We start from the raw sequence: 24,608 nt of genomic DNA on the forward strand, positions 1-24,608 counted from the left end.
AGATTCATGCAACAGATCGAATGAGAGGATGCCGCCCCATCGCTTGATGGATGAAGGGCGAATAGTGCGACTAACGGGTGTTACTGTCATAGATAACCAGTGGTGCATCATCGAAATCAACAGTGGTTTCGGATGGAAACAATTTGCTAATGTTGTACACGTTGGACGCCTCTTTTTTTTGGCCTTTCGGATTTGATTTTGTCGTTGTGGTCGCTCCTGGTTTCAGGGACGTATTGAGGTCTTTGTGAATGGGAGCTTTTTTATGAGTAGACGCTTGTTCTTTGTAGTCCTCCTTACCCTTTTCCGCTTTCCTTTTGCGTTTCTCCTGAGTGGTAAGTTTCACCTCTGCTTTTTTGACCTTGTGCGTTTCACCGAATGACTGCGCTCCTGCCTTGGTCATCGTGCCGTCTCGGTCCCTTTTTTGCTGCCGTTGCCAACGGTATGTTTCAAAATCGGCGCTTTTATTAAAGTTGTTCCTCAAACACGGAATCTTCGTCCAGATGCCATCCAGCTTTACATAGATGAAGCTGATGTCGTACGGATCGTACTTGACCTGCACCTTTTCACGGACTCGACTCTTGATCGCTGAGCTGAAGTAGAACCTGCGAAACAGCTCAATGCCTTCAGGAACAATCTGTTTGTCATGGATCTCGGGATAAAACCGGTACTTGAACTCCTCGTGCTGCGCCACATCAAGCAACCTGGGACCAGCATGTTTCGCGAAATACCCGGTAAACGCTTCATCCGGGGTTTTGCCTAACGCCGAATGCTTGGTGTGGTGATAGGCATGGAATTGATAACAAAGGATCTCCCGCAGGCCTGTCAGCGTGATGCCTGCGCGCTTCGCGCTCCTAAGATGTTTGCGCTGGACAGTGTTCGATCCCGTACTGCCAGGCAGCCCGTGAATCGTATTCAGCATCAGCTTCCCAATCAGACTTTCAATGTGACCCCCTTGATGCTTTTTGGGGATATCACGGTGCTGAACGTCGATTTCAAACTCCTTGGCGTTCAGAACAAAGACATCGGAGATAAACTCCTTCGCGTTGTCGGTATGAATGACTTCGGGTAAGCCGTACATCGGCAGCAAATGCGCAGGGAGTCCCAGCTTCGCGAGAAACTGATCCTTGGGCAAAACGCAGCTTTCCATCAGCATGGCCACCGAGACGGCACTTGGCGGCAGGAACGACAGATAAAACCCCAGAACCACACGGGTGTGTAGATCCACAGCGAGGCTGATCCATGGTCGCCCGATGATGACGCTACGATCGTTTTCATCCACGACGAGTAGATCAACAACGGTATGGTCGAACTGCACCCACTCCAGAGGTCTGGTAGTGACCTTGTACCCTGCCCTGGCCTCGTACCGTTGCTTGGTCTGGTCAGTGGAGTGCGACATGGCGTAAAGCAAAGCCTCGCCTTTGGAATAAATCCAACGTTTGACAGTGTGGTAGCTGGGTCGCAGCATCCTCCTGTTGTCCGCCTGCGTCTGACAAGCTTTCCAAACAACTGAGATCTTCTTCGAATCCGGCCAGTGCTCTAAAAACATCTCTTCGATGAGTTTTAGCACCTCTGAATTTGCCACCATCAGGCCGTCTTTACGTCCCGGGCTGTCGGTTACGATTGTCCGGTAGCTGGTAGAACCTTCCATGCGTCTAAGCAGCTGGTAAAACACTGTTTTCTGTACACCAAGCATGCTCATTGCTTTCTTGGCATTCAGATGGCCAGATTTATAGTCCTTTAAGATTGCATACCGTGTTGCGGCCAACTTGTGCCGCCCTACTTCGCTAACGGTACTCTTTGAGCTCAATGTCGCCTTGGCCCGCGAAATGTGTTCCTCAGTGATGTTTTTCATTGATGATTGTCCGTAAAGAATGAAGTCCCTCCTGCGCGGCGCGTTTGTTTCCCGCACGACGCCGTCATGCTGGACTTTGATCTATTGCATTAGGCTGTTAAAGAGCGGTTGTTCTTCGCTTCGATTGCATCGAAGCAAAATCAGTAAATCTCATCCGATCCAAGTTCGCAACTGGCCGGCCAAAAGCACTAACAGCCGAAGAAATAAATAGTAAATCTGATTTGGAGTTAGATTATTTTTAAACAGAAAACAGTCTAGATCGCGGCTTCTAGAAATTCGGAGGCACTTTATTTCTAATTTTATTCAGGCTTCAATTTTTGGCTTAATCGCTTACGATTACAACTTCCGATTTGCCTGATTGAAGCATCACATTCAAACTCGACTTGAAACAATCAATATTTTCGATAAAAAAACTTGAAATTTCGTTTTGAAACCGGACTTGTCGGGCGAGATGTTTGAATAATATATATATTGATGTTTGCAGTGATTCTGAAGTATCGAATTATAGTTATATTGGTACAACACCAAACGGAATTGAACCACGCGCCTCGGAGGCACGCTACCTGGCGTACCACCGAACTGAGGCCACTTACCTGCTGAAAGTATTCTTTGGAGTCACAGAGCAGGCGACGGCGTTGCCGCCGAAGAGACGATCTCCCCTGGGGTGGGGCTATGCGTGCCTGCGGCGGGACAGATAAACACATTAGGAGCTGCTGAAGCCCAATGAATCTGCGGACATCAGCCTCTCAATGCCTCGAAGGACGGTTACTGCTGCAATCGCAGTCGAGCTGGGTAGCAGTTTCAAGCTCAGCACGATAGAAAGGAACCTGGGCCTGGATCAAGTTGCACTGAATTTCAACCGCCCTTGGCTGCATTCGCACTCTTGAGGGACGGCTGCAGCACTGCATGCTCGCGGTGATAACGCTCAAATGCCAGTGCGACGTCTTCATCCACCAACTGCAGAGACTCTCCGCTACCGGTGGTTTCCAACGTCGATAGATCAACCCCATGCTCCGTACAGAAGTCTTTCAGTAAGCGCCAGAAAGGACGAGCGTGATCGATATGTAAGTCTCGGCGGCGCTCAACACGCAGACCACTGAGCTTGCACTCCACAGGCAGTGTAATGGACTCTCTGTATTGCTTGAGCTGAGGCTGGACAGCGAATCGTAATGCCTCACAGACCTTTCCATGCGCAGACTGCATGACGCCCGAAATGCACCGCTTGTAAGAAAACGGCTCCTCACTTCCATCCGTTCGAACAATATGAATGCCTTGGCCTGCACCGCGCGCATTGCGGACAATTTTAAAATGATCGATACCAAGACCAATTTTTCTGTCTGCATTTGGATGCATCGCAATGAGCAAGCGAAGTTTGCGATCCGCTCCCTCATGGCTGACGCGTCCTTGGGGGCGTCCTGTAGAAACGCCTTGAGCTTGTCCAGCAAGTCCTGCTTTGATTTGTACCCAAAATGCCCGAGCCAGAACATCCTTTTCTCCTCAGCTATCCGTAGAGAGCTCTCACGTTGAGCTGACTTTCATCAAACTCGAGTGGACAGTAAGCCCCTCCACCTGCCCCACCTTTGATGGATTTCTACATCCGTTTTTTGGCCATACGCGTCTCGTATACCCCGGACGGAAAACCAAACACGTGATAAATTGATGGCAATGTGTCATCGCCAAACAGGGGCCGTCAAGGTTGCCGTGGGCGCGATATCAGGGCGCGTTTAGCAGGCTTGCTGCGTTAAAGCGCAGAGCGGTTTGACGAAATATTGCCTACCAATGAGTTTCGATGGATCGCTATGTGTCTGTTCGCCAACAGGCCAATAGTGAGACAGGTTTCGCAACCTAGGTAAGCGTCTTTACAGGATTAACCACGCCTAATGCCATCCGACTTCCCAGGACTTCTTTCAAAGATATGAAGACATCCAAGCGCGTCTTTCCACCCGGGCGAGAAGACTTTGCGAAAGATCCATTGGGTTACAGCTCATTGGCGCACATCAAATGGGCTGTCGCATGTGAGCGTGCCGGTTACTCGATAGATCCAGCAGTGCCGGCGACCAGCGAACACCTTAAGAATCCAATTCTCTGGTTGTCGCAGGCCAACGCGATGTCGGAAGCGGCTTATGCGGTACTCATGACTGAGCAAGGGTTTGAGTCGATGCCATTTTCGATACGCGCATCTTCAGAAAGCCAATATTGCGCCATCGCTCTCATGCTGGTGGGTTACAGCCTGGAGATCTGTCTCAAAGGGATGATCATCATGAGGGAAGGTATTGAGGGCTATGTTGCGATCGAGAAAAAAACTCGTCACCACCGACTCCATGACCTGGCGGCATTCGTGCCTGATCTGTCGAAAAAAGATAACGCCATATTGATTGGACTTACCCATTTCGTAACCTGGGCCGGTCGGTACCCTGATCCCGGCTCCGGAAGGGAAGCTGACACTGAAAAGGTTTTCGATCTGGCAGAACAGCACAAAATCACTGCGGGAGACGTTTTTAGTTTGTCAGCGCGAATCATGCGGCATGCCGCAACGATCGCTGACCATCTTTAAGCTTGGCAAAACTATTCGAGGTATCCATCTGTTGCATGGAAGCTCAAATTTTTTATAGGAGTCAGTGATGGGCGAATGGTCAAAAAAACTCGGTGAGCACGGTGAAGACGTCGTTGCCGCTTTCATGAACATGATTGGCTGGAAAGCACCTCTGACGGGCATCGACCTTGATTGCTACCGAGGGCACGAACACAGTCAAGGAACCGCTCCTCGACGATCTCACGGCGTGGACTTCCTGTTTCCCTGTGTATCACCTTTGGAAGACGAGGTGCTGAAACACCTGCTCGTGTCCTCGAAGTACAGCAGCAATGCGTACCCGGCCTCGCCTGCGAATAAATTCAAAGACTATTTTCTAGACCTCGCAATGGCGTTGGAGTGCTACCGACGCTCCGCTCAGAAGAAGATGATCAACTCAGGCTATCAGGGCATAAGCGCCGAGCAGATTGCCGGCGTGCTGTTCTGGATCAATGACAAAGATCCCTCTGACATGGATGTAGTAAGAAAAATTGCGGCTAGCAAAGGTATCGACGATCTCAATTACAACACGATCTATGTGGTGGACAATTACCGGGCGAGCTTTCTCTACGAGAGCATCACCTACACGCGGTCTCGGTACGGCAGTGAGAACGTAAGGTTTCTTTACCCCTCAACGGGAAGAAATATCAGCCCCTCCACCCGCATGACTTCAGGCACGGTTTTGCCACCTGAGTACCTGAACAGCGGCATCGTCCCGTTCGTCGTTCAACAGAACGGAGTGAAAAGCCTCACCATTTGTTGCCAGGACAACTTCAGCTCAGAAGCCCTGAGCCGTCTCGTTGGCTTCAGCATTTCCATAGGGTCGGAGTTTCCAGGAAAAATCGAAATTTCCTTCGCGGATTACAGCTTTGCCAAACATGAACAGGATGTCGGAATGGTCAAAGCAATGATCAGCAACAAGGAGGTCGCACAGACGGTTGAGGTCACTCGTTACTCTCAGGATTTCCGGAGTATTTCTCAATGACGACAGAGAATTTCGCAGCCGTCCTCCCCCAAGGTGAGGCGCTTCGCACCTACCTGATTCAGCCCCATATCTCAAAAGGCGACATCAAAAACGTCTTGCGTGAACGGGGCGTCTTTACCTGCGCACAGGACAAAGAGCAGAGCATCCCGGCGCTGACCCTCTCACTGATCAGGCCAAGCGAGTTTTCGGAGCTACAACAAGCCTATACGACCAAAGAAGACAACCCCAAGATCACCACCCAAACCATCAAATGGAAGGGTGCTGACACGCTGCTGGAAAGCTTCCCCGATGACATAAACGTGAACAGGATTCTGGATCTCGATTTCGAAAATTTTAAAGTCATTGGCGCGCCCAATTTTTATCCAGTGGACCGTGATCCTGACACGGTGAGAATGGATTTCACGATAGAACGTCTCGACCGATCCAAGAGCTGGGCTGACACTCGCCGTCAATTCAAGGCGTCCATTGAATTCAAGAAAAACAAGGGAAAGGATGAGCTGATCATCATCAGCACCTACACCGCACCAGAAACCAAATTTACGAATACGGCGATCTCCAAGCATCTGATCGGGCATTTGAAGGCCAAGAAGCAGATCGAAGAGGCTGAAAAAATACGGCCCATCCGTTTCGCAGATTTCACCAATGAGAACAGATTCGCGTATCTGCTAGGCCTGACGCAGCACAGCCGCCTTGCGACCCTTTCGTTCGTGGAAATCGTTGACCTTGGACTCGCACCAGACGAGGAAAAAACGCTCCCTTCAAGCCTGGATTGGATGAAAGAGCGTATCCGTAATCTGGATCTAAGAGGTGTGGCCCTTGAAGGATCCGAATTCCTTTCGGATGCGACCTACCATCCGAGCCTGCATCTGTATCGCCTTGATGCCAAGTTTCGGTTCAGCACCTCGGGCTTAGACGGTGACTGCATCATTTCATTTGGTTTTCCGGAGTATTCATCAGCGTCGAACACCGAGAGCGAAATCGAACTCAAGATCAAGAAGATCAATTTCGAGCACATCGGCAAAGGGATGGATAAGAATGACGCGAAAGAAACCATCTTGAGGGAGTTGGAGTTCGAGAAAATCGAGACCTACAAAAAGCTATCTATACCCGCAGCAGCGGCCTGATCAAGACGGCTACCAAAGCGAGCGCTCTATTTTCCATGCCTAGAGCGCTGCGCTGTTTCTATTGTTCATACCACTTTAAGCGTGGCTGTAGAACTCTCTGAATTAATCAGCGGACATTCCCGAAAACAGGAAAATTAATGAGCGGACATTCCCGTAACATTTGCTTTCTTCACCGGACATTCCCGGAAAAAGTGCGGTGATTTTTCACAGAAAGCATTTTTAATTAATAAAATCATATAGTTATTAATTTCCGGTCATTTCGCGACTGGAGCAGTGGCGCTGGGTCGTGCTCCAAATAAACGCCGAATAGATTTGAGCAAGTTCAATCACATCGCTCGTTAATCAGTATTGAAAAAATGGGGGGGACCAATAAATTCTGCGGCAATTCCTGCTGCAATCTCAAGCAAATCTCAGTGTCCGCCACGGATATGATCACTCTTACGACGTTTAAAGGGGTGTCACATTCATGAGCTTTTCATCAAAAACGGCACGGACATTCATTCTCTCATCGCTGGAGAACTTGGGCGTTGCCCACGATAAGTTACAGGCCATCGACCACGGTGCCGAAATCTACGGCCCGCAGGGGTTGTTGGACTCCATACATCTGGTCGGCCTTATCACAGCAATTGGTGAGCGGGTCGACGACACTGCAGGTAATTCCGAGAGTTTCTTCGATATTCTCGACGACGATTTGTTCGATAACTTTAAAGATATCAAACGAATCGAATCGTTATTAAACGGAAAATTCAGCCATGTCAGCTTTTGCTCCTGATAGTCAATGTATCAACACCGACAGAATTGAAGACATCCCCTATCAGTTGCTGGCCGATAAAGTACCCACGCCTTTTTATGCGTACAGTGCCACACAGATAAAAACAGACTTTGCAGAACTTAAACGCACCCTTCCCCAAGGCATAGATTATTTCTACTCCCTTAAGGCCAACCCGAATAAAACGCTGGTTGCGCTATTGCATCAGGCCGGGACGGGCTGCGAAGTCTGTTCTCTGGTGGAGTTGGAAATTGCTTTACGCCAAGGCGTGGCGCCGGGCGATATTATTTTCGTCGGGCCCGGTAAGCATATTAATGAGTTGACGCAGTGTTGCCTTGCCGGCATTAAAGCCGTGGTGGTCGAATCCATCGAAGAAATGGTTCTACTCAATGATATTGCCGCTGGCCTGGGGGTAATCCAGAGCATTGCCCTGCGTATCAACCCCGACTTCTCCGGCGAAAAAGCCAAGTTGGTGATGAGCGGCAAGCCCCGGCAATTTGGTATCGATGAACAACTGCTGCCGCAGGCATTTGCTGCTCTCGGGCAGCTTGCGCAACTGCGTATGGCAGGGATCCATATTTATCTTGGCACCCGTATTCTTGACTGGCAGGCCCTTGCCAACAACACGCAAAACATTCTGACACTGGCCGCAACGCTTCAGCAGACCTATGAAATAGACCTCGACTTTGTGGATGTCGGTGGTGGCTTTGGCGTGCGCTATTTCGACAAAGAAAAAGCACTCGACCTGCCCGCCCTGGGAGAGGCACTTCTACCTGTGGTGAACAACTACCGTCAGTGTTTTCCACGCTGCAAGATCGTTATTGAGTTGGGCCGTTTCCTGATTGCGCGCGCAGGCATCTTTGTCACGCGGGTCAACTACCTCAAACCTTCCCGTGATGAGTGGTTTGCCGTGTGTGACGGCGGCGCCAACTGCCACGGCAGTGCCGCTGGCATCAACTCGTTGATCCGTCGAAATTTCCCGATGGCGCGTCTTGGCCCATCCCGGCACAGCGATCAGCATCGCTATCAAGTGACCGGCCCCCTATGTACGCCCACTGACTTGCTGGGCGAAAACATCATGCTCGCCGAGCTTCGTTCGGGGGATCTGATCGGTATCGGGCATTCCGGTGCCTATGGTGCCAGTGCATCGCCAGTGGGCTTTTTAAGCTTCGGTCACCCGGCAGAAGTGCTTGTCGAAAATGACCAGGCTTTTTTGATCCGCACGGCGGATAGCGTAGACACCATGTTGGCCCCCCAGGTGTGCCAGCGCTTGTCTTTGGCCAACGCCTGAAGGAATCGCCATGTCTCTGAAGTTTGCGGCTTCTCATATCCTGTGGCGCCAATTTGAAAGGCAAAACGATGCGCCCCCCGTAGACGACGGGCAATTGAACATAGTGAAGGGCTTCGTCAATGGCTTTTTTCATTCACATGGCCATACGGGTCAGGCCCAGGACTTTCATGCCTTGCGTTGGTGCGCCGCACAAAACTTGACGTTCAGGACGATGCTGAAGCAGTTGGTCGGGGAGCTGGAGAACCAGGCCCTGCTCAATGACCTGGATCTGGTGGTGCTGGCCCACTGGACGCCGGACGTTGAGGTCGGATGCTCGGTGACCAACGCCATTATTCATGAAACGGGTTCCCACGACGCCTTTGGCATTGCCATCAGCGATCATGGCCTGAGCAGTACGTTTCTGGCGTTGCAAGTCATTGAGGATTACCTCGACGATATGGACCGTGGCGGCCATGGGAAAAAGGCTCTGCTGATGATCGCCGACCAGGATGCCATCATGTATGACAGCTCAAGCCTGGCCCGTTTCAATCCTGTGGCCAGCGCCTGCGTCGTGATGTTGAGCGGCCTGCCAGGCGAACAGACCGACGACCAACCCGGAAGCATCGCGTTTAAACACTATCGAAAAGTCCCTTTTCCGGCCACGCACCAGGCACTGGATGCCCTGCTCGTCACGTTGGATATGTTCACGTCCAGGGAAAACCTTCTGCCCCTGCTGATCCTGACCACGCCGTGTTTTGCCGGACAGTTGCGCCAGCATGCACAGTTGGCAACTAACCGCATCGAGAGCTGGGATGAGACGCTACTCTCTTCAGCCCCCTGGGTCCGGTTAAAAGAACTTGCGACGGACAACTACCGTATTTTATGGGTGCTGCCGGAGGGTAAGTCTCTAGTCTGCGCGGGCTTCGTGGCGGAGGCCTGATATGTACATCCACACGATAACCAGCCTGGTCGCTGCGAATCTCACCGCCCTGCCCGCCCTGGCGGAGAAATATGCCTGGGGTGAGCGCAACACCAAGATCTTTGGCCGCTTTCATCGGATGGAGTCGGCCAGCCTGTTTGAGCGGGAGGCGTTGTCTGACCTGATCATGCGGCTGTTGCAACAGTTCAAGGCCGAGTGTGACCCGGTACTGTTTGGGCGCATTGGCTATGTGGCCTGGGCGCACTCTCTGAATTGTCCCAGTCCTTTTGACTTGGTCCCCGTCCTGGCCAGCGACTTGCGTACATTCTTGGGTCGCCCGGAGCTTGAGTTTTTCTCTGTTTCTCAGGCGTCGTGTGCATCGGCGCTGGTCGGGCTGAAATTTCTCAACGCTAAACTCACTGCGGCTCATGCCAGGCAGGATGACGTCTGTGGCTTATTGATCACCGGGGAAAAATGCTTCCACGAAACCGTGCAATACGTCGATCAAAATGGCTATTTCGGCGAAGCATTTTGCGCGACCTTGCTCAGCGTAAATCCCTCGCCCGGCACCTTGCGCGTGGGCGCCGTGCACGTCCAGCAATTGGCTGCCTACGGCACACGTACGCGTTCGACGGATCGTGAAAGTGAAAACGCCTACGATCACGCCTTTATCCCCACCATGCTTGAGACTGTACACACCGCACTGCAGTACGCAGGACGGCGCCCTCAAGAGCTGCGTACGCTGATCCCTTACCACATCAGCCCGCCCACCTTCGACAGGATTGCCGACGGCGCAGGTTTTGCCCGGGGCATCATCTACCGTCGTCATCTCTACGAACTGGGACATTGCTTTTGCAGTGATGCGTTCCTCAACCTGAAAAGCCTGCTGGCGCACCGCGATAACGCTATCGCCGTTCACCCCATTCTGGCCGTGGCGTCCGGCATCGCCGGCACTTTTGCAGCCATGGTTCTTGAATTGAATAATGAGGATGAGACATGAGCACAACCCATTTGACCCAATGGCTGGTGCTGGCTGCACACCAGTTCCCTGAGAAAACGGCGCTGATCGAGGGTGAGCATGCAGTAACCTGGGCCGCACTCCATCAACGCGTGATCAATACCGCCGCCTACTTGCGTCAGCAGCAGGTTGAACGCGGCGACAGGGTATTGGTATGGCTGCCCAATGGGGTGGATTTCGTCGTCTGCTTCTGGGCTGTGCAATATTTGCAGGCCGTGTTTGTTCCGGTGAATCCGGATACACCGCTGGCACGGGTCCGCTGGTTACTCGACAACGCAGCGTCACACCTATTGATCGCCCAGGCCGAGCAGGCTACTGCGCTGGCATCGGCACCCGGCAACCCTGATCTGCAAGTGCTGTTTGATCAAGCGCCCGGCGTGCAAGAGAGCGGTTCGTCACTGCTGTCCCTGCAACAAATGGCGGAACTCTCACCGGCAATGCCGTTGCCCGTGCAAGGTGCGCTGGATATTGACCTGGCCTGCCTGATCTACACCTCGGGTTCTACGGGCGATCCCAAAGGGGTGATGTTGACCCAGCGCAATATGCTGAGCGCGGCGGACTCTGTCGCTAGCTATCTGCAATTGGCGGCCAGCGACCGGATATTCTGCACGATCCCCATGAGCTTCGACTACGGGCTGTATCAAGCGATTATGGCGGCCAAGGTGGGCGCAACGCTGATTGTCGAAAAGGATTTCAGCCGTCCGCTCTTTGCCCTTAAACAGCTGGTCAAGCACAAAGCCACCGTCCTGCCGATTGTTCCCACGCTGCTGGCGATCATTGCACCATTGGCCAAACGCTATGACTTCTCCTCCCTGCGCAAAATTACCAACACCGCGGCGGCCCTGCACCCCAGTGATATCGATCTGCTGACCTCGCTCTTCCCGCAAACCGAGATTTTTTCCATGTACGGGCTGACCGAGTGCCATCGCTGTACTTGGCTTCCCCCTGCCTTGTTGTCCCAGCACAAAGACAGCGTGGGCTATGCCATCCCGAACACTGAACTCTGGGTCGTGGATGATGAAGGCGTTGCACACCGCAGCAATGCCACCGGTGAACTGGTGATCCGTGGGGCAACCGTGATGCGCGGCTACTGGCGCAACCCTGAGCAGACCGCGAAGAAGTTGCGGCCAGGCCCCTTGCCCGGCGAATCGGTCCTTTATACCGGTGATGTGTGCCGGCTGGATGAGCATGGTTTGCTTTATTTCCTGTCGCGCAACGATGACATTCTGAAAACCAATGGCGAAAAAGTCGCCCCCAGGGAAGTCGAGGGCGTACTCAAGCGCATGCCGGGGGTGCTGCAGGTCGCAGTGATCGGTGTCGCCCACCCTGTTTACGGCGATGAAATCGTGGCCTGTATCGAATGCGTTGCTCCCCTGGACACTGCGCTGCTCAAAGCCTTTTGCCAGACCCATCTCGAAGCCTATAAACGGCCCCACCGCTATTACTTCAGTGAAGCTTTGCCCAAAAACAACAACGGGAAAGTTGACCGCGGCCAGCTATCCACCCTTCTACCGCGCCGGGAAAACAACCTGAACGTCGGGAGCACACAACAAACAGGGAGCCAACATGTATACGCCAACCATCATTGAAGCCATCGGGCTGGTTCTGGAAACGTCAAACCTCTCGGAGCTGAGTGCCCGGACTCACCTGGAGCGCGACTTGGGGTTTGAGAGCGGTTTATATATCGAACTCATCATGTACCTTGAGGAGCGCATCGAGGACTTGGTGCTCGACCCTGCCACACTGGAATTCCAGCACTTCGAAACCGTGGGCAGCCTGTCGAACTTCATTGAACTCCAACTCGCCAGCCGGGCAGCATAAATGGACGCCTGGTCTGAGCTCATAACGGTGTTTATGCGCTTTGAGGATCAACCGCATACTGCCTGGCGCCACCACTCACTGACGTACAGCTATGCGGCGCTTGCTCAGCGCGCGCAGGATATCGCCATTGAAATAGTCCGCCAGCAGCCTCGAAGCGAGACACCTCTGGCGCCGGTATTGGTTTATGGCCACAAGTCCTTCGATTTTCTGGCGGCTTGGTGGGCCTGCCTGCTGTGTGGTTGTCCGATTGTGCCGGTGGAGTCAGACAACACTCCCGAGCGACTGGAACGGATTGCCCGTACGGTCGGGGCAAGCTTGATCCTGAACACCGACGCCCTCCCCCTGTGCGCCGCCAATGCCAAGGTGATTGCCCTCGCCGCCTTGCCCTGGCAGCACCATGACCATGCAGCGCTGCTGCATTTACTGGACGACACCCGCAGGCAGTTCGACAGCGCGACCGACACCCCGCTGGCCTACATCATGTTTTCCTCGGGGACAACCGGGGAACCCAAGGGCATTCGGATCAGCCTGTCCAATCTGGTCGATTTCGTGGCCTGGATACGCAGCGACTTTCCACTTGATGGGGCTATCACAGGAAATGTGCGGTATTGCTTCGATGTCTCCCTGTTTGAAATCTGGCTCGCCTGGCAGTTTCTGCAACCACTGTCCGTGCTCGACCATCGAGACTTGATCAACACCCGCAAGATGATTGCCCAGCATGCACACATGGCGCTGAGCTGCTGGGTATCGACGCCGTCGATGACGCGTCTGTACTTGTTGGACCCAACCTTCAATACGCAAACACTGGCGCAGTTACGCCGGTTTATCTTCTGCGGCGAGACGTTGCCCAAAGAGATTGTCACCCAGTTGTGGGCGCGTTTTCCAGGCTGTGAGGTGTTCAATACGTACGGTCCCACCGAATGTACCGTGGCGGCTTCGCAAGTGTTGATTACCCCGGACATGGTGGCTTCGTCATTGCCCCTGCCGATCGGCCGCGCCAGACCGGGCGCGGCGCTGCACCTTACCCAACCTCTTGACGCTTCGGGCCGGGGGCAACTGTTGATCAGTGGCGAGTGTGTCGGCCCAGGCTATCTCAATGCTGCACCTGCGCGTCAGGCCAGTTTCAGCCGGCAGGATGGGCAAGCCACTTACGCCACCGGTGATATCGGCCTGTTTGATGGCACTTGGTATTACTTCCTGGGGCGTAAAGATGGCGAGGTCAAAATACAGGGACACCGTATTGACCTGCATGAAATCGAACGCTTCCTGCGCGACCGCAACCTGGTCGCCGATGTGGTGGTAGAGCCGCATTGGCGCAAGGGCAACGCAGAGGCAATCCAGGCCTGCGTGATCCTCAATGCAACCTGCGAACTGTCACAACTTGGCCACGCCATGCAAGCCCATTTCCCCCCGTGGGCAATCCCGCGTTACTGGTACAGCACCCCCCGCACCGTACTCAATCACAACGGCAAACTGGATCGTTCAGCTGCCCGCCAACTGGCTTTGGAAAACGGAGAAAAATATGTTTTCATCGCAAATCAAACCGCTGTTTGAGCGGCTGAAAGATCAGAGCACCGCGACCGCTTTGATCAACGAGCAGGGCACCTACAGCTTTGCCGAACTTGGTGTGCGCACCGCCGCGATTGCCCAGGTGCTCGCACCGTGGGCTGGCCGTAACGTGCTGGTTCACGGCCATAAACAACTGGATGCCGTGGCAGCCATGCTGGCGTGTATCAGCCAGGGTTGCTGCTTTAGCTTTACCGACCAGTCCAACCCCGTCCCGCGGATTGAAAAGATTGCCAGGCTGACCCGAGCCGAGCTGATCCTCACTGCGACGCCACAGAGGCTGGAGGGTCTGGATCGCTGGCCACAATGGGTGACATCGACCCTGGAAAATGGCGACCCGGGATCACTGCCACTCGAACCTGAATTGACCCAGCCAGCCCTTTATATTCTCCCCACCTCGGGCAGTACCGGTGAACCGAAGGGCGTCGTCGTCAGCTATGAGAACTTCGCCGCATTCTCGACTTGGTACAGTCCGATGATCCGCGACGGTATCGCACACGGATGCCATGTGAGCCATGCCTGCTTCTCCTTCGACATGGGCTTGCTGGATCTTTTCCCGGTGCTGTGCGAGGGCAGAGCCTTGCTGATGCTGGATCACCGCCACAACATGTTGCCGCGGCAAAATATCCGCCTGATGTCGCGCTACCCGCAGAGCCCGGTCACCAGTTGGTTTTCCACGCCGAGCTTTGTCGATTTGATGTTGAAGGACCCCTTGTTCAACGGGGAGCAGTTTCCGGATCTGAAGCGGTTCTTTATGGCCGGCGAGCGCGCCTCGCTGGGGTTGGTGACCCAGTTGCAGGCGCGCTTCCCGGGCCTGGAGGTGATGCACGGTTATGGCCCGACCGAGACCACCGGCATGACCCATACCTTCGAGCTTGGCCAGCCGCCCGAGCACAACTCAGGCCTGCTATCCCTTGGCACAGCCTGCGGGTTGACCGAGATCAGGATCGTGGATGCCGAGGGTCAAAGTTTGCCCCCAGGCGAAATGGGCGAGGTGCGTTTGTACGGCCCGCAAGTCGCACTGGGCTACCTGCCTGAGGATGACCCGCGTAACAGTGCATTCAGCCATGACGAGTTCGGACGTTACTACGCCACCGGTGACCGGGGGTTTGTGGATCAAGAACAATCCCTGTTTATCCACGGCCGGGATGACGGCCAACTTAAACTGAACGGCAACCGTATCGAGCTGGCCGAAATTGAAAGCAGTGTGTGCCGCTATGTGGGGGTCACCCAGTGTTGCGCAGTGCCGATCAAGGAAGAAGGCAAGGTCATCGACCTGCAAGTTTTTATTCAATTACGCGAGGACAGTGCAACCCACCGCGCCGCACTGCGTCAGTTCCTGGCAGAACAGCTACCGGCTTACATGATCCCCAAATCCATGTTCTTTTGTCAGACCTTCCCCGTGACACTGCATGGAAAGATCGACCGCCAACAATTGGTGGATCAGCACAAAGAGCCGCTGGCCGTAAGCTGATGGCCACCTGCAAGCACATATAAAAAACTTCCCGCCACCACGGCGAAAATGCACATCACTCCATGCACCGGCGCCGGACAGGCGCCGGCGTAAATCGTTTTCCCCAAGGATAAGGGCGTCGCGATGCGTTTTAGTCATATCGGTTATGTGGTTGGCGACAGCGACGCAACGGCTGTCGCGGTTAAACCGTTTTTCCCGGTTATCGTCCGATACAAAGAATATGTTGCCGCACAAAAAGTGCTCATCACCCTGCTGGAAACTGTTGAAGGGCGCAGCCAGATAGAGTTGGTCGAACCGCTGGAAAACAATCTCCCCTTGCGCGAGTTGTTGGCCAAATCCGGCAAGTCGTCGCTGCCCTACCACATCTGCTTTGAGGTCGATGACTTTGACGAGCAATTCAAAGTCATGAAGAGCGCCGGCTGGATCGTACTGACACGCCCGTTCAACGCCTTTGACAGCAACCACCGCTCCAGCCACCTCTATCACCCAGATGCCGGGGTTATTGAAATCATGTCAGGCCCGCTATGAGTCGACTCTACGATGACACGTTCGCCGGGCAATCCTGCCCGTTGGGCGCAGACGCCCAGCAGATTGCTGACCAACTGCGCAACTTCGGCGACACACGGCAGATCATGGGGCAGTGGTCGTTCGCCCCGACGCTGAACTCTCTCGGCCTGCCTCAACGGTATCAGGTACCGCCAAGCCGTCAGGTGATCAGCCTGGCCGAACGCTATGAACTCTACGAACAGATCGGCTTCGTCTCCCCAGCACTGATATTCAGCGCGCCCGGGCCGAGCATGGCGGCCTATGTCGTTGCCGGGCTGGGCAACGAACAGCAGCAGGATGCCTTTTTCGGCCAGTTCCAACAGGCATTGTGCTGGTCCTGCTTTGCGATGACCGAACCCACGCAGGGAAGCGATGCCGGGGCCATGCAGACCACGGCGACACCGGTTGACGGCGGGTACCTTATCTCCGGGCGCAAGATGTTTATCGGTAATGGAGTCATCGCTGAAACCGGTGTGTTGTTTGCGCGTACCGCACCGGGGCAATTGGGGATCAATGCTTTTCTGTTTTCGCCACAAGACCCGGCCATCACCCGCCATCGCCTTGCGTTGACCGGGCTTGACGGTGCAAACCTGGCGTTGATGCAGTTCGACAATCTGTTTATCCCGGCAGAGGATTTGCTCGGGCAGCACTTGAAACCGACCCAGCGTTTTGCGCAGTCGGCGATGGCTACGTTCGATGCGCTACGCCCCTGTGTCGGTGCCCTGGCGCTGGGTGTGGCGCGACGCGCATTGCACGAGTGGCAAGCCTGCGTCACGCCGACCCCGGCACAGTCACAACGGCTGTCGCAAATGAAGCGTCGCTGGTATGCCGCTTACCGTGAAGCGTCGATGGTCTGTCAGCAAGCAGATGCACAACAAAGCCCGGGGAAAAGCCCCGGCATGGTGAAAACCGCCTGTGTGATCCTAGCCGATGAAATTGTCAGCCAACTGATCCATGCTTTCCCCGCAGACACTCAGCCTGTACCGGCAACCCTGTGGCAGGCATTTCGTGATGTAAAAGCCTTTGAGTACACCGAAGGCACACGACAGATCCACCGACTGAACCAGAGTTTTTCACCCCGACAAGCCAGCCAGGAGTGCCGATGACTATCGCCCCTCTCGTGCAGGGTCAACTGAATATCGTCAGTACCTGTGAAGCCATCACGCCGGACAGCCGGCACTTTATTGCCACCCGGGAGCTACCGACCCGGGCGCGCTGGTATCAACACTGGCCACACATCGATTGCGGCGAACGCCTGCACTCAAAGGCCGCTGTGGACCTGTGCCGCAGCGTCATCAGTGAGCCGTATCCGACACAGTTGGTTTACGACAGCCTTCACCCGGCGGCGCGCGGTGCGACTCCCCTGCTGCAAAGCCTGATTTCCCAATGCCCGGGCTTCATCGAAATCTGGGGCATATGCAGTGGGCAATTTGATCCGCAATACGCCGGTTCGCTGGCAAGCACCCTGCTTCAACCCGGGCAACGCCTGCTGTATCTGTATGACCCGCTGCAGCGCCTGAGTGGTGATTCCGCGCCCCAGCTGGCAACGCTGCACTATCTGATCTTTTCTGCACAAGCATAGGGGGAAACAATGGATACCCAGTTTGCCTCACTGATCGAGCGCCTGGCCAAACCCACCCCGCTGCCGATGCGTCCGGCTGAGTCGCGACAGCTGGCGACCATGAAGACCGAGGTGGTCACCTGCGGCGAATACCGCAGCCGGGTGCTGATAGAGGAAAACCACGACCCACAGGCCAAAAGCGCGCTGTTGCTGCACGGCTGGGGTGGTCATCCGATGATGATGTCTGACCTGCAAGCAGTGCTGCAGGCCCAGGGATACAGGGTCTACACACCCTTCCTGCTGGGCCATGACCCCCACGCGCCGGCCAACTGCGATTTGCCCGGTCAGTGCTCGTTACTGTTGGCAATGCAGACCAAATACGGCCCGTTCGATACCGTGGTTGCCCATTCGGCCGGCGGGATCATCACGGCGATGGCCCACTGGCTGGGCTTTACCCTCAACCGCGTGGCGCTGCTTTCAGCCCCGGCGTCACTGTCCAGCCTGTTGCAGCATTACCTGGCGTTGCTCAAGGCAGACGAACATTACCTGCCACTGCTCGGTAGCTATTACCAAAGCCGGTACCCCATATCCGCCGACTTGCAGACCGCACAGCCATACACCTTTCGCGGGGTGCGCGCACTCATCTTGCACGGCACGCAAGACCAAAGAATCAACCCTGCCGACGCCAGGCAAATCCATGCTCAATTGCCGGGTAGCCAGCTGCATATCATCGAAAATACAGGCCACCTGGGGATTCTCTCGCATCACCGTACCCAGCAGGTGCTGGCCGGGTTTCTCGGCGCAAAAAACGCCGACCATGAAAAAGGGAACACCCATGTTGGGGCATATTGAATCCATCACCATTCACATTCCCGAGCAGCGCAAGTCACTGGCCGAGGTTGGCCTCACTCTTGGGTTGACCGCGCTGGATGTCAGGATGTTTTCACGCTTCTACGGCCTGGACAGCTTCCCGCGTCATCCCGGCACGGTGGATGACCTGATACGCCAGCTCCTGGAACAATTCGTCGTCACTCATCCTGACGTCGTCGCGCGCGTTCGGCATGTGGTGCATGCGCACACCGTGCCGACCCTGCGCCCGTTTCACAAGACCGGCAGGGCCGTGCTCGACGCATGCGGGTTTGCCCATGACACCGAATACGGCAGCCTGACGATGGGCCACTGTGCAACCTCGTTGTCGGGCGTGGAGTATCTGTGCAGCAGCCTCAATGACGGGGAATACGCCCTGCTGCTGATCGGCGAAAAAGCCTTCCACCCGAAGGTAGAGTTGCTGGATGACACCACCATCATGGGCGAAGCCGGCTGCGCCGTGCTGCTCGGCCGGTCGGGAGACCGCGCCAGGGTCATTGCCCGGCACAGCGAGCAGGCCGGCCAGTTCAGTCAACACAAGGGAAATGAACCAAGAACCAACCCGGAATTCGCCGATGCCTATTTCGCGTTCCTCAGCAATGCCATGCGCCGTGCAGCGCGGCATTTCGACTGCGCCCTGGACGCTCTGGACTGGATAGCCCCGCACAATGTCAACCTGTCGTCCTGGCAGAAAATCGCCGACGCACTCACCATCCCCCGCACAAAGGTTTTTTTGCAGAATGTTCCCCGCTATGGCCATTGTTTCGGTGCGGACCCCTACCTCAATCTGGCCGCACTCGTTCGTGGGCAACAGCTCGCTCCCGGCGCCAAAGTGATGCTGGTCAGCGTCGGAATGGGTGCCACCTTTTCCTCGCTGTTACTTGAGTTACCAGCAGGCAATGAAATCCCTGTCTTTTGCAACCTCAAGCAATACCCGGATATGAGGCCGAATTAAGTTATTGCCTAGTTCTTCCTCTACGCGAACGCAACCATCTATGAGCGATATCACCCGCCACTATCCACAACTTTACGCGCTGTCAGAGCGACTTCTTGCCGTCGGACAGCTCGAGGAAAACAACCTTCAACTGGCGATCGCCTATCTGGATGACCCGGAGCTCAGAAGCCTCGCCTGTATCGGCATACCTTCACGGTTCAATCCCTGGGAAACGCCGGCATTTTCCAATGTCAGCTATCCCCGGCACTTGCAAATCATTGAGTACCTGAGCCGAACGGACGCCAGCGCCATGATGCTGTTGCCGGGCGCGTCACTCAGTACCCGGGCCATCCTGACCCTGGGCAATGAACAGCAGCAGACGCGTTTTTTTGCCTGCTTTGCCGAACGCCCGGCCTGGACATTTTTTGCCGTCACGGAACCCGAAATAGGTTCAGATGCCGGGGCTATCGCCACTGAGCTCACGCATAGTGAACAGGGCTGGCGGCTCAACGGCACCAAAAAGCTGATCGGGGGCGCCATGCTGGCAAGCGCCGGCCTTGTGTTTGCGCGCTATCAACATAGCCAGCGATTGGTCATGGTCTTCCCCGATGAAGCCGAGCCTGCCTTGTTGCGTGAGCCACTGGGCGCCGTCGGTTTGGCGGGCGCCGGCTTAACGCGCCTGACGTTCAAGGATTATCGCGTCCAGGAAGACGACATCCTGGGGCACGAGCGCCGCGAACTCCTGCAGGGGCTCAACTCCCTGAGCCTGGTATTCGAGCGTCATCGGCCAATGGTGGCAGCCATGGCGCTGGGCACCACATTTGGCCTGCTTACCGCCCTCGACACCCGTCCCTTGCCAACCATGGCACGGCGCTCGGTCGCGCGGCTGTGGCGAAAATATCATGCGATCTACCAACAAATGCTGACCGTGGCAGAAGGCTATAGCAACGGCCAGCATCAGCATGCCCTCACCAGTCAGCTCAAACGTAATGCCACCCGCCTGGTCGAGGAAGCCGCGTGCCACCTGCCCCACTGGCTCAGCCACGACGACTGGCTGGAAGATCGCTTGCTGCGCAAGCGCTATCGCGACAGCTTTGCGTTCGAGTACATGGAGGGCACCAGCAACATCCACCTGCTCAATAGCTTCCGTCCGCCCGCAACCCAAGGGACCAGCCTGTGACACTCTGCCTCGATCCTGCCGATATCGTGTTCCAGTCGTTTCACCATACTGATCCGGCCATGCCCGAGTCGGACCCCCATATCCCGCACTGGCGTTCTTATACGCAGCATTTCTTTCGGGCCAACGGTGAGACGCTCAGCCCGCAGGACGATCGGGCGCTGGCGTGGGTCACCAGCACGGAGCGCGCCTCCTTCAGCGATATGATCGCCGTGCTGCTGCCCCAACTGGCCACCGTCATCCAGCCTGCGCGGGTGAAAACCGTGCTGATGGCGCATTGGACACCAGACCTGCACATGGGCAGTTCGGTGGTGAATGCCGCCATCCATCAATTGGGACTTTCCGCCTGCCTTGCGTTGGCGATCAGCGATCGCGGACCGGACGCGGGTCTGTATGCGCTGGACGGCCTCAATGACTGCCTGGCTGGCAAGGACGAAGATGGACTTTTGCTGATTGCCGAGCAGAAAAACCTGATGTATTTCTCGCCGCTGATGGAGGCCTTGCAACCGGAAAACAATGCCTGCGTTTGCCTGTTCAACAAGCAGCAACGCGGATTGCGCTACCGGGGGTTCAGGCGCGCGCGCCTTGCGCAATGGTCCAGCGGGTACCTTTCGCATGCTGTTGAGCAGTTGGGGTTGACCAAGGAACGCCTGACTCTGATCGGCCCTGCCCGGCTACTGGAGGCTGCGCATGCCGGCGCTCGCTCGTTTGCCGTCAACCCGAAGTTGCTGTGCGCGGCCCCTTTCGTTGCGCTGCGCACCTTCTGGGAGCCGCAACGTGACTATCTGCTGATCAGCGAAAATGATAACGGGATCAGCCTGTGCGGGCTCGCAGCCGAAGAGGGTCCACGATGAACATTGCTTCCCTGGCCACATATATTCCATCTGCCCGCGTGTCCCTCGACGAGGTCGTCGCGCATCGCGGCGGCAGTCCGTCAGAAGCCCGAACATTTGGCCAACTGTTCGGCATGCGGGAGGCATCAACCCTGGCGAATGAAGAAAGCGCCGAAGGCTGTTTTCATGCCTTGCTGCAGCAACTGGGTGACAGCCTGGACGAAGGTGAGAAGATTGATGCGGTCATCCTGATCCAGGGCTTGCCCTCTCCCTCCTTGCGCCAAAGCGTCAACCTGCCATCCCTGCGGCGGCGGTCAAACTTTATCGCCGCGGATGCACCGCTGCTGACCCTCAACCAGCAAAACTGCGCCACCTTGTTCTGGGGGTTGCGGCTGGCCGAACGGTTGTTGGCAAGCGGCAAGCACCGCGGCGTGGCGCTACTGGCAGGCGACACGCTCGCCGACTTTGACCTGGCTGAACGCTATATCCCGGGCTGCACAATGATTGCCGATGGCTTCGTGGCCGCCTTGCTCAAACCAGGTGGCGGTCAACGCAGGGTGTCGGGCATCCAGTGCTTTTATCACCCCGGATTCTGGCAAGGCTTGGACGGTACTCGCGAGGACACCAAACGCTTCTATCAGTCCCACAACCATCTGGTGGAGCATGCCCTGTCGTCCTACCCCGAAGACGTGCGCAAGCGTGCCTGGCTGCTGCCACACAATATCAACCGCCTCAGTTGGCAAACCTGGCTGCGCCATACAGAAAACCGCGACCGATTGGTCGCCACCGACCTGCTCAGCCAATGCGGGCACTGTTATACCGCAGACCCTCTGTTACTGCTCGACCGCTACGCCCCTCAGGATACTGGCCGCCCCGCCCTGCTGCTGTCGGTGGGCCTGGGCGGCTGGGTAGGTTGCGCCGCCATTACCTCAGACGCCTTGCCGGAGGCAGTCCATGCTCAATAACTCCAATGCTATTGCGATCGTCAAGCCGTCCGCGGCCAAGTTTGCGCAGCTGGGCTTTCTGAAAATTGCTGAAAGTGCCGTTCGCCAGCACGGGGACAAGGTCTGGATCGGTGAGGAAAAGGATGAAGTGCTGCTGCTGGCGGGCGCTCGACATATCCGTTTTTTCCTTGAGAACGAAAGCAGCTTTCACAAGGAGCTCGGCAATGGCCATTCAGTCAGGCGGGTACTGCTGGGCCAGTCGCTGATCACGGCAAGGGAAGGTGAAGAATGGCACCTGGCCAGAAAGCTGACCGCTCCGCTGGTCAATCCCAAATCAGCGTTGCTCAAACAAGGCACCCAACACTCCGCTCAGTGGCTGGTGGACACTCTCCAGGACCCTGAGAAAGACTCCATGCAGGAGATCTGCCTGCAATGGGCGCTGATGTGCGTCGCGCAAGGGTTCGTCGGCTCCACGCTCAGTCCTCTGCAGCTCGATAGCCTGATCAATCACTTTCGCAGGATCTACCTGCAACTGATTGTCGATGAGCCGACCGAGGATTATGCCGCGTTATGCCAGCACCCGGCCCTGACCGCGTTCCGCGAGGAACTTGAGACAATGATCGGGCCGTTGATTACTGGCGACGGCGGCGGCAACGTCGACATGCTGCAACGCTTTTGCCAAGCGCTCGATATCAAGGCCAATCCGCAGGAACGGGAACGGGCGATCAGCATGTTGCTGGGCAATTTGGTCGCTAGCGTGGATAACACCGGTATCGCGCTGCTGTGGTGCCTGACCCACCTGTCGCAACACCCGCATTACCAGAACCAGGTGCGTGAAGAGGCCCGCCACGGGACGCGCGACATGGCCAGCGCCATCGTCAAGGAATCGCTGCGCATGACCCCGGTTACGGCTTTTTTCGAGCGCGGCACCCTGGCCCCGCTGGAGATCGACGGCGTCAGCGTGCCGGCCGGAACCAAAGTGCTGTTTTCACCCTGGCTGGTCCATCGCAATGCGGCTTATTGGTCCGACCCCCTGAGTTTCAGGCCAGAACGTTTTCTTGAAGGCCGGAAAATTGCGCGGGAGCACTTTGTGCCCTTCAGCGTGGGTAAACGCAACTGCGTAGGCATGGCGCTCGCACTGGACCAACTCACCACGGCCATTGAAACACTTTGCAGCCATTGCCACTTCGCCCTGGCACCATCGACCCCGCCCGCCGCGCTCACGCCGTTTTATGGGCTGAATGTGATGCCCAGAGGCGCTATCTGTTTCACCATCGAATCCGTGGACAGGGTCACTCAGCATGAATGCATCGCCTAACCTGGCGGGAGATGCCATCCCGCAACTCAGCGTATTCTGTTTTTCGGACGTGGCCCGGGACAGCTTTGCGGAAAAGTATGAGCAGTTGCTGAGCACCGCCAGGCTGGCGGATGAGCTCAACTTCCATGCTATCTGGACGCCTGAACGACACTTCCACACTTTCGGAGGGATGTTTCCTAATCCCTCCGTCGTCAGCGCCGCGCTGGCCGCCAGTACACAGCGTATCGCGATACGCGCTGGTAGCGTGGTGCTCCCCCTGCATGATCCGCTGCGCGTTGCTGAAGAGTGGGCGCTGGTGGATAACCTCTCTCGCGGCCGGGTCGGCGTAGCGTTTTCTGCGGGCTGGCAACGTAATGATTTTGTGCTCAAGGCGCAAAATTACCGTGAGCGTCATGAGGTCCTCTTCTCCTCTTTGGAGCAGATTCAGTCGCTGTGGCGCGGCGAATCCGTGACGCGCCACGAACTGTCCCTGCCGGGACATCCGGAACCGGTCACCTTGCAAACCTGGCCGCCCGCCTATCAAGCCGCCATTCCGGTTTGGGTCACGACGGGGAGCAATCCCTTGTTATTCAGCGAGGCCGGAAAACGCGGCCTGAATGTGCTGACGCACCTGATTGCACAAACCCGTGAACAGCTGCAGGAAAACTGCGCCAGCTATCGCCTTGCACGCCAAGACGCCGGGCTGGACCCTGCGGCCGGCAAGGTCACGCTGATGATGCATACCCAGGCCGGAGAGGATCGGGAAGCGCTGTTGCCACGTCTGCGACCGGCCCTCACGGGCTATTTGCGCGCGTTTATGCAGCTGTCTGACAACCTCAATGAACCTTCTGCGCTTGATCAGGAGGCCACTGACAAAAAGCAGGCCTACGCACTCAAATGGGGAGTGGAAAAGTACCTCAACCACTACGGTTTGTTTGGCTCCGCCGCAGAATGCCTGGAGCAGCTGAAACAGCTCAAGCGTGAGGGCATCGACGAAGTGGCGGGACTGGTGGACTTTGGCATGCCGCAGGACAGTGTTGAAACAACGCTACGTACACTCGCGACATTACTGTAAAAAAAGG

The 24,608-nt window shown here is 55.9% G+C and carries 23 protein-coding genes; 21 read left to right on the forward strand and 2 right to left on the reverse strand.

The window, feature by feature from the left end; all coding sequences use genetic code 11:
• Positions 1-70: 70 nt before the first annotated feature.
• Both JUI81_RS01460 and JUI81_RS01465 read right to left on the reverse strand, forming a co-directional pair.
• Complete coding sequence (locus tag JUI81_RS01460) at positions 71-1,852, reverse strand: Mu transposase C-terminal domain-containing protein (protein WP_204123508.1); 1,782 nt, start codon at positions 1,850-1,852, stop codon at positions 71-73.
• Between the two features lie 855 nt (positions 1,853-2,707).
• Positions 2,708-3,334: a DCL family protein gene (locus JUI81_RS01465; protein ID WP_374707256.1), complete on the reverse strand. Its 627-nt coding sequence runs from the start codon at positions 3,332-3,334 to the stop codon at positions 2,708-2,710.
• A gap of 433 nt (positions 3,335-3,767) precedes the next feature.
• Here JUI81_RS01465 and JUI81_RS01470 point away from each other — a divergent pair, with 433 nt between their 5' ends.
• The 21 genes from JUI81_RS01470 (at position 3,768) to JUI81_RS01570 (ending at position 24,601) form a co-directional block, all read left to right on the forward strand.
• Positions 3,768-4,406 (forward strand): hypothetical protein, encoded by a 639-nt coding sequence (locus JUI81_RS01470; RefSeq protein ID WP_204123510.1) that lies wholly within the window; start codon positions 3,768-3,770, stop codon positions 4,404-4,406.
• 67 nt (positions 4,407-4,473) lie between these two features.
• The gene (locus JUI81_RS01475) at positions 4,474-5,406 is read left to right on the forward strand and encodes a hypothetical protein (protein ID WP_204123511.1); all 933 of its coding nucleotides are present in this window, start codon (positions 4,474-4,476) and stop codon (positions 5,404-5,406) included.
• A complete protein-coding gene (locus tag JUI81_RS01480; protein ID WP_124299478.1) occupies positions 5,403-6,530 on the forward strand; it encodes a hypothetical protein in 1,128 nt (375 codons plus the stop codon). The genes JUI81_RS01475 and JUI81_RS01480 overlap by 4 nt, the downstream gene beginning before the upstream one ends.
• A gap of 466 nt (positions 6,531-6,996) precedes the next feature.
• Positions 6,997-7,302, forward strand: a complete 306-nt coding sequence (locus tag JUI81_RS01485) for a hypothetical protein (RefSeq protein ID WP_019578924.1) — start codon at positions 6,997-6,999, stop codon at positions 7,300-7,302.
• Positions 7,283-8,590 (forward strand): diaminopimelate decarboxylase, encoded by a 1,308-nt coding sequence (locus JUI81_RS01490; protein WP_204123512.1) that lies wholly within the window; start codon positions 7,283-7,285, stop codon positions 8,588-8,590. The genes JUI81_RS01485 and JUI81_RS01490 overlap by 20 nt, the downstream gene beginning before the upstream one ends.
• Positions 8,591-8,600: 10 nt before the next feature.
• Positions 8,601-9,509, forward strand: coding sequence for a hypothetical protein (locus JUI81_RS01495; RefSeq protein ID WP_204123513.1), 909 nt, complete (start codon positions 8,601-8,603; stop codon positions 9,507-9,509).
• A 1-nt stretch (position 9,510) separates the two neighbouring features.
• Entirely contained in the window at positions 9,511-10,488 is a 978-nt protein-coding gene (locus JUI81_RS01500; RefSeq protein WP_204123514.1) for a 3-oxoacyl-ACP synthase, read from the forward strand.
• A complete protein-coding gene (locus JUI81_RS01505) occupies positions 10,485-12,095 on the forward strand; it encodes a class I adenylate-forming enzyme family protein (protein ID WP_204123515.1) in 1,611 nt (536 codons plus the stop codon). The genes JUI81_RS01500 and JUI81_RS01505 overlap by 4 nt, the downstream gene beginning before the upstream one ends.
• Entirely contained in the window at positions 12,073-12,327 is a 255-nt protein-coding gene (locus tag JUI81_RS01510) for a phosphopantetheine-binding protein (protein ID WP_008010488.1), read from the forward strand. Before JUI81_RS01505 ends, JUI81_RS01510 begins: the two co-directional genes overlap by 23 nt.
• Entirely contained in the window at positions 12,328-13,881 is a 1,554-nt protein-coding gene (locus tag JUI81_RS01515; protein ID WP_019578929.1) for an AMP-binding protein, read from the forward strand.
• Positions 13,850-15,367, forward strand: a complete 1,518-nt coding sequence (locus JUI81_RS01520; protein ID WP_019578930.1) for an AMP-binding protein — start codon at positions 13,850-13,852, stop codon at positions 15,365-15,367. Before JUI81_RS01515 ends, JUI81_RS01520 begins: the two co-directional genes overlap by 32 nt.
• Before the next feature lie 123 nt (positions 15,368-15,490).
• Positions 15,491-15,895, forward strand: a complete 405-nt coding sequence (locus JUI81_RS01525) for a VOC family protein (protein ID WP_028940602.1) — start codon at positions 15,491-15,493, stop codon at positions 15,893-15,895.
• A complete protein-coding gene (locus JUI81_RS01530) occupies positions 15,892-17,019 on the forward strand; it encodes an acyl-CoA dehydrogenase family protein (protein ID WP_019578932.1) in 1,128 nt (375 codons plus the stop codon). Before JUI81_RS01525 ends, JUI81_RS01530 begins: the two co-directional genes overlap by 4 nt.
• Positions 17,016-17,495, forward strand: coding sequence for a hypothetical protein (locus tag JUI81_RS01535; RefSeq protein WP_019578933.1), 480 nt, complete (start codon positions 17,016-17,018; stop codon positions 17,493-17,495). Before JUI81_RS01530 ends, JUI81_RS01535 begins: the two co-directional genes overlap by 4 nt.
• A gap of 9 nt (positions 17,496-17,504) precedes the next feature.
• Entirely contained in the window at positions 17,505-18,326 is an 822-nt protein-coding gene (locus tag JUI81_RS01540; protein WP_019578934.1) for an alpha/beta fold hydrolase, read from the forward strand.
• Complete coding sequence (locus tag JUI81_RS01545) at positions 18,310-19,296, forward strand: 3-oxoacyl-[acyl-carrier-protein] synthase III C-terminal domain-containing protein (protein WP_204123516.1); 987 nt, start codon at positions 18,310-18,312, stop codon at positions 19,294-19,296. Before JUI81_RS01540 ends, JUI81_RS01545 begins: the two co-directional genes overlap by 17 nt.
• A 40-nt stretch (positions 19,297-19,336) precedes the next feature.
• Complete coding sequence (locus JUI81_RS01550) at positions 19,337-20,455, forward strand: acyl-CoA dehydrogenase family protein (protein WP_019578936.1); 1,119 nt, start codon at positions 19,337-19,339, stop codon at positions 20,453-20,455.
• Positions 20,456-20,514: 59 nt separating this feature from the next.
• Positions 20,515-21,306, forward strand: a complete 792-nt coding sequence (locus JUI81_RS01555) for a hypothetical protein (RefSeq protein WP_230173721.1) — start codon at positions 20,515-20,517, stop codon at positions 21,304-21,306.
• Positions 21,303-22,250 (forward strand): 3-oxoacyl-ACP synthase, encoded by a 948-nt coding sequence (locus JUI81_RS01560; protein ID WP_019578938.1) that lies wholly within the window; start codon positions 21,303-21,305, stop codon positions 22,248-22,250. Before JUI81_RS01555 ends, JUI81_RS01560 begins: the two co-directional genes overlap by 4 nt.
• Positions 22,240-23,547, forward strand: a complete 1,308-nt coding sequence (locus JUI81_RS01565; protein ID WP_019578939.1) for a cytochrome P450 — start codon at positions 22,240-22,242, stop codon at positions 23,545-23,547. Before JUI81_RS01560 ends, JUI81_RS01565 begins: the two co-directional genes overlap by 11 nt.
• Positions 23,531-24,601 (forward strand): MupA/Atu3671 family FMN-dependent luciferase-like monooxygenase, encoded by a 1,071-nt coding sequence (locus JUI81_RS01570; protein WP_019578940.1) that lies wholly within the window; start codon positions 23,531-23,533, stop codon positions 24,599-24,601. Before JUI81_RS01565 ends, JUI81_RS01570 begins: the two co-directional genes overlap by 17 nt.
• Positions 24,602-24,608 lie beyond the last annotated feature (7 nt).

The organism is Pseudomonas sp. 008 (assembly GCF_016861935.1).
Taxonomy (GTDB): domain Bacteria; phylum Pseudomonadota; class Gammaproteobacteria; order Pseudomonadales; family Pseudomonadaceae; genus Aquipseudomonas.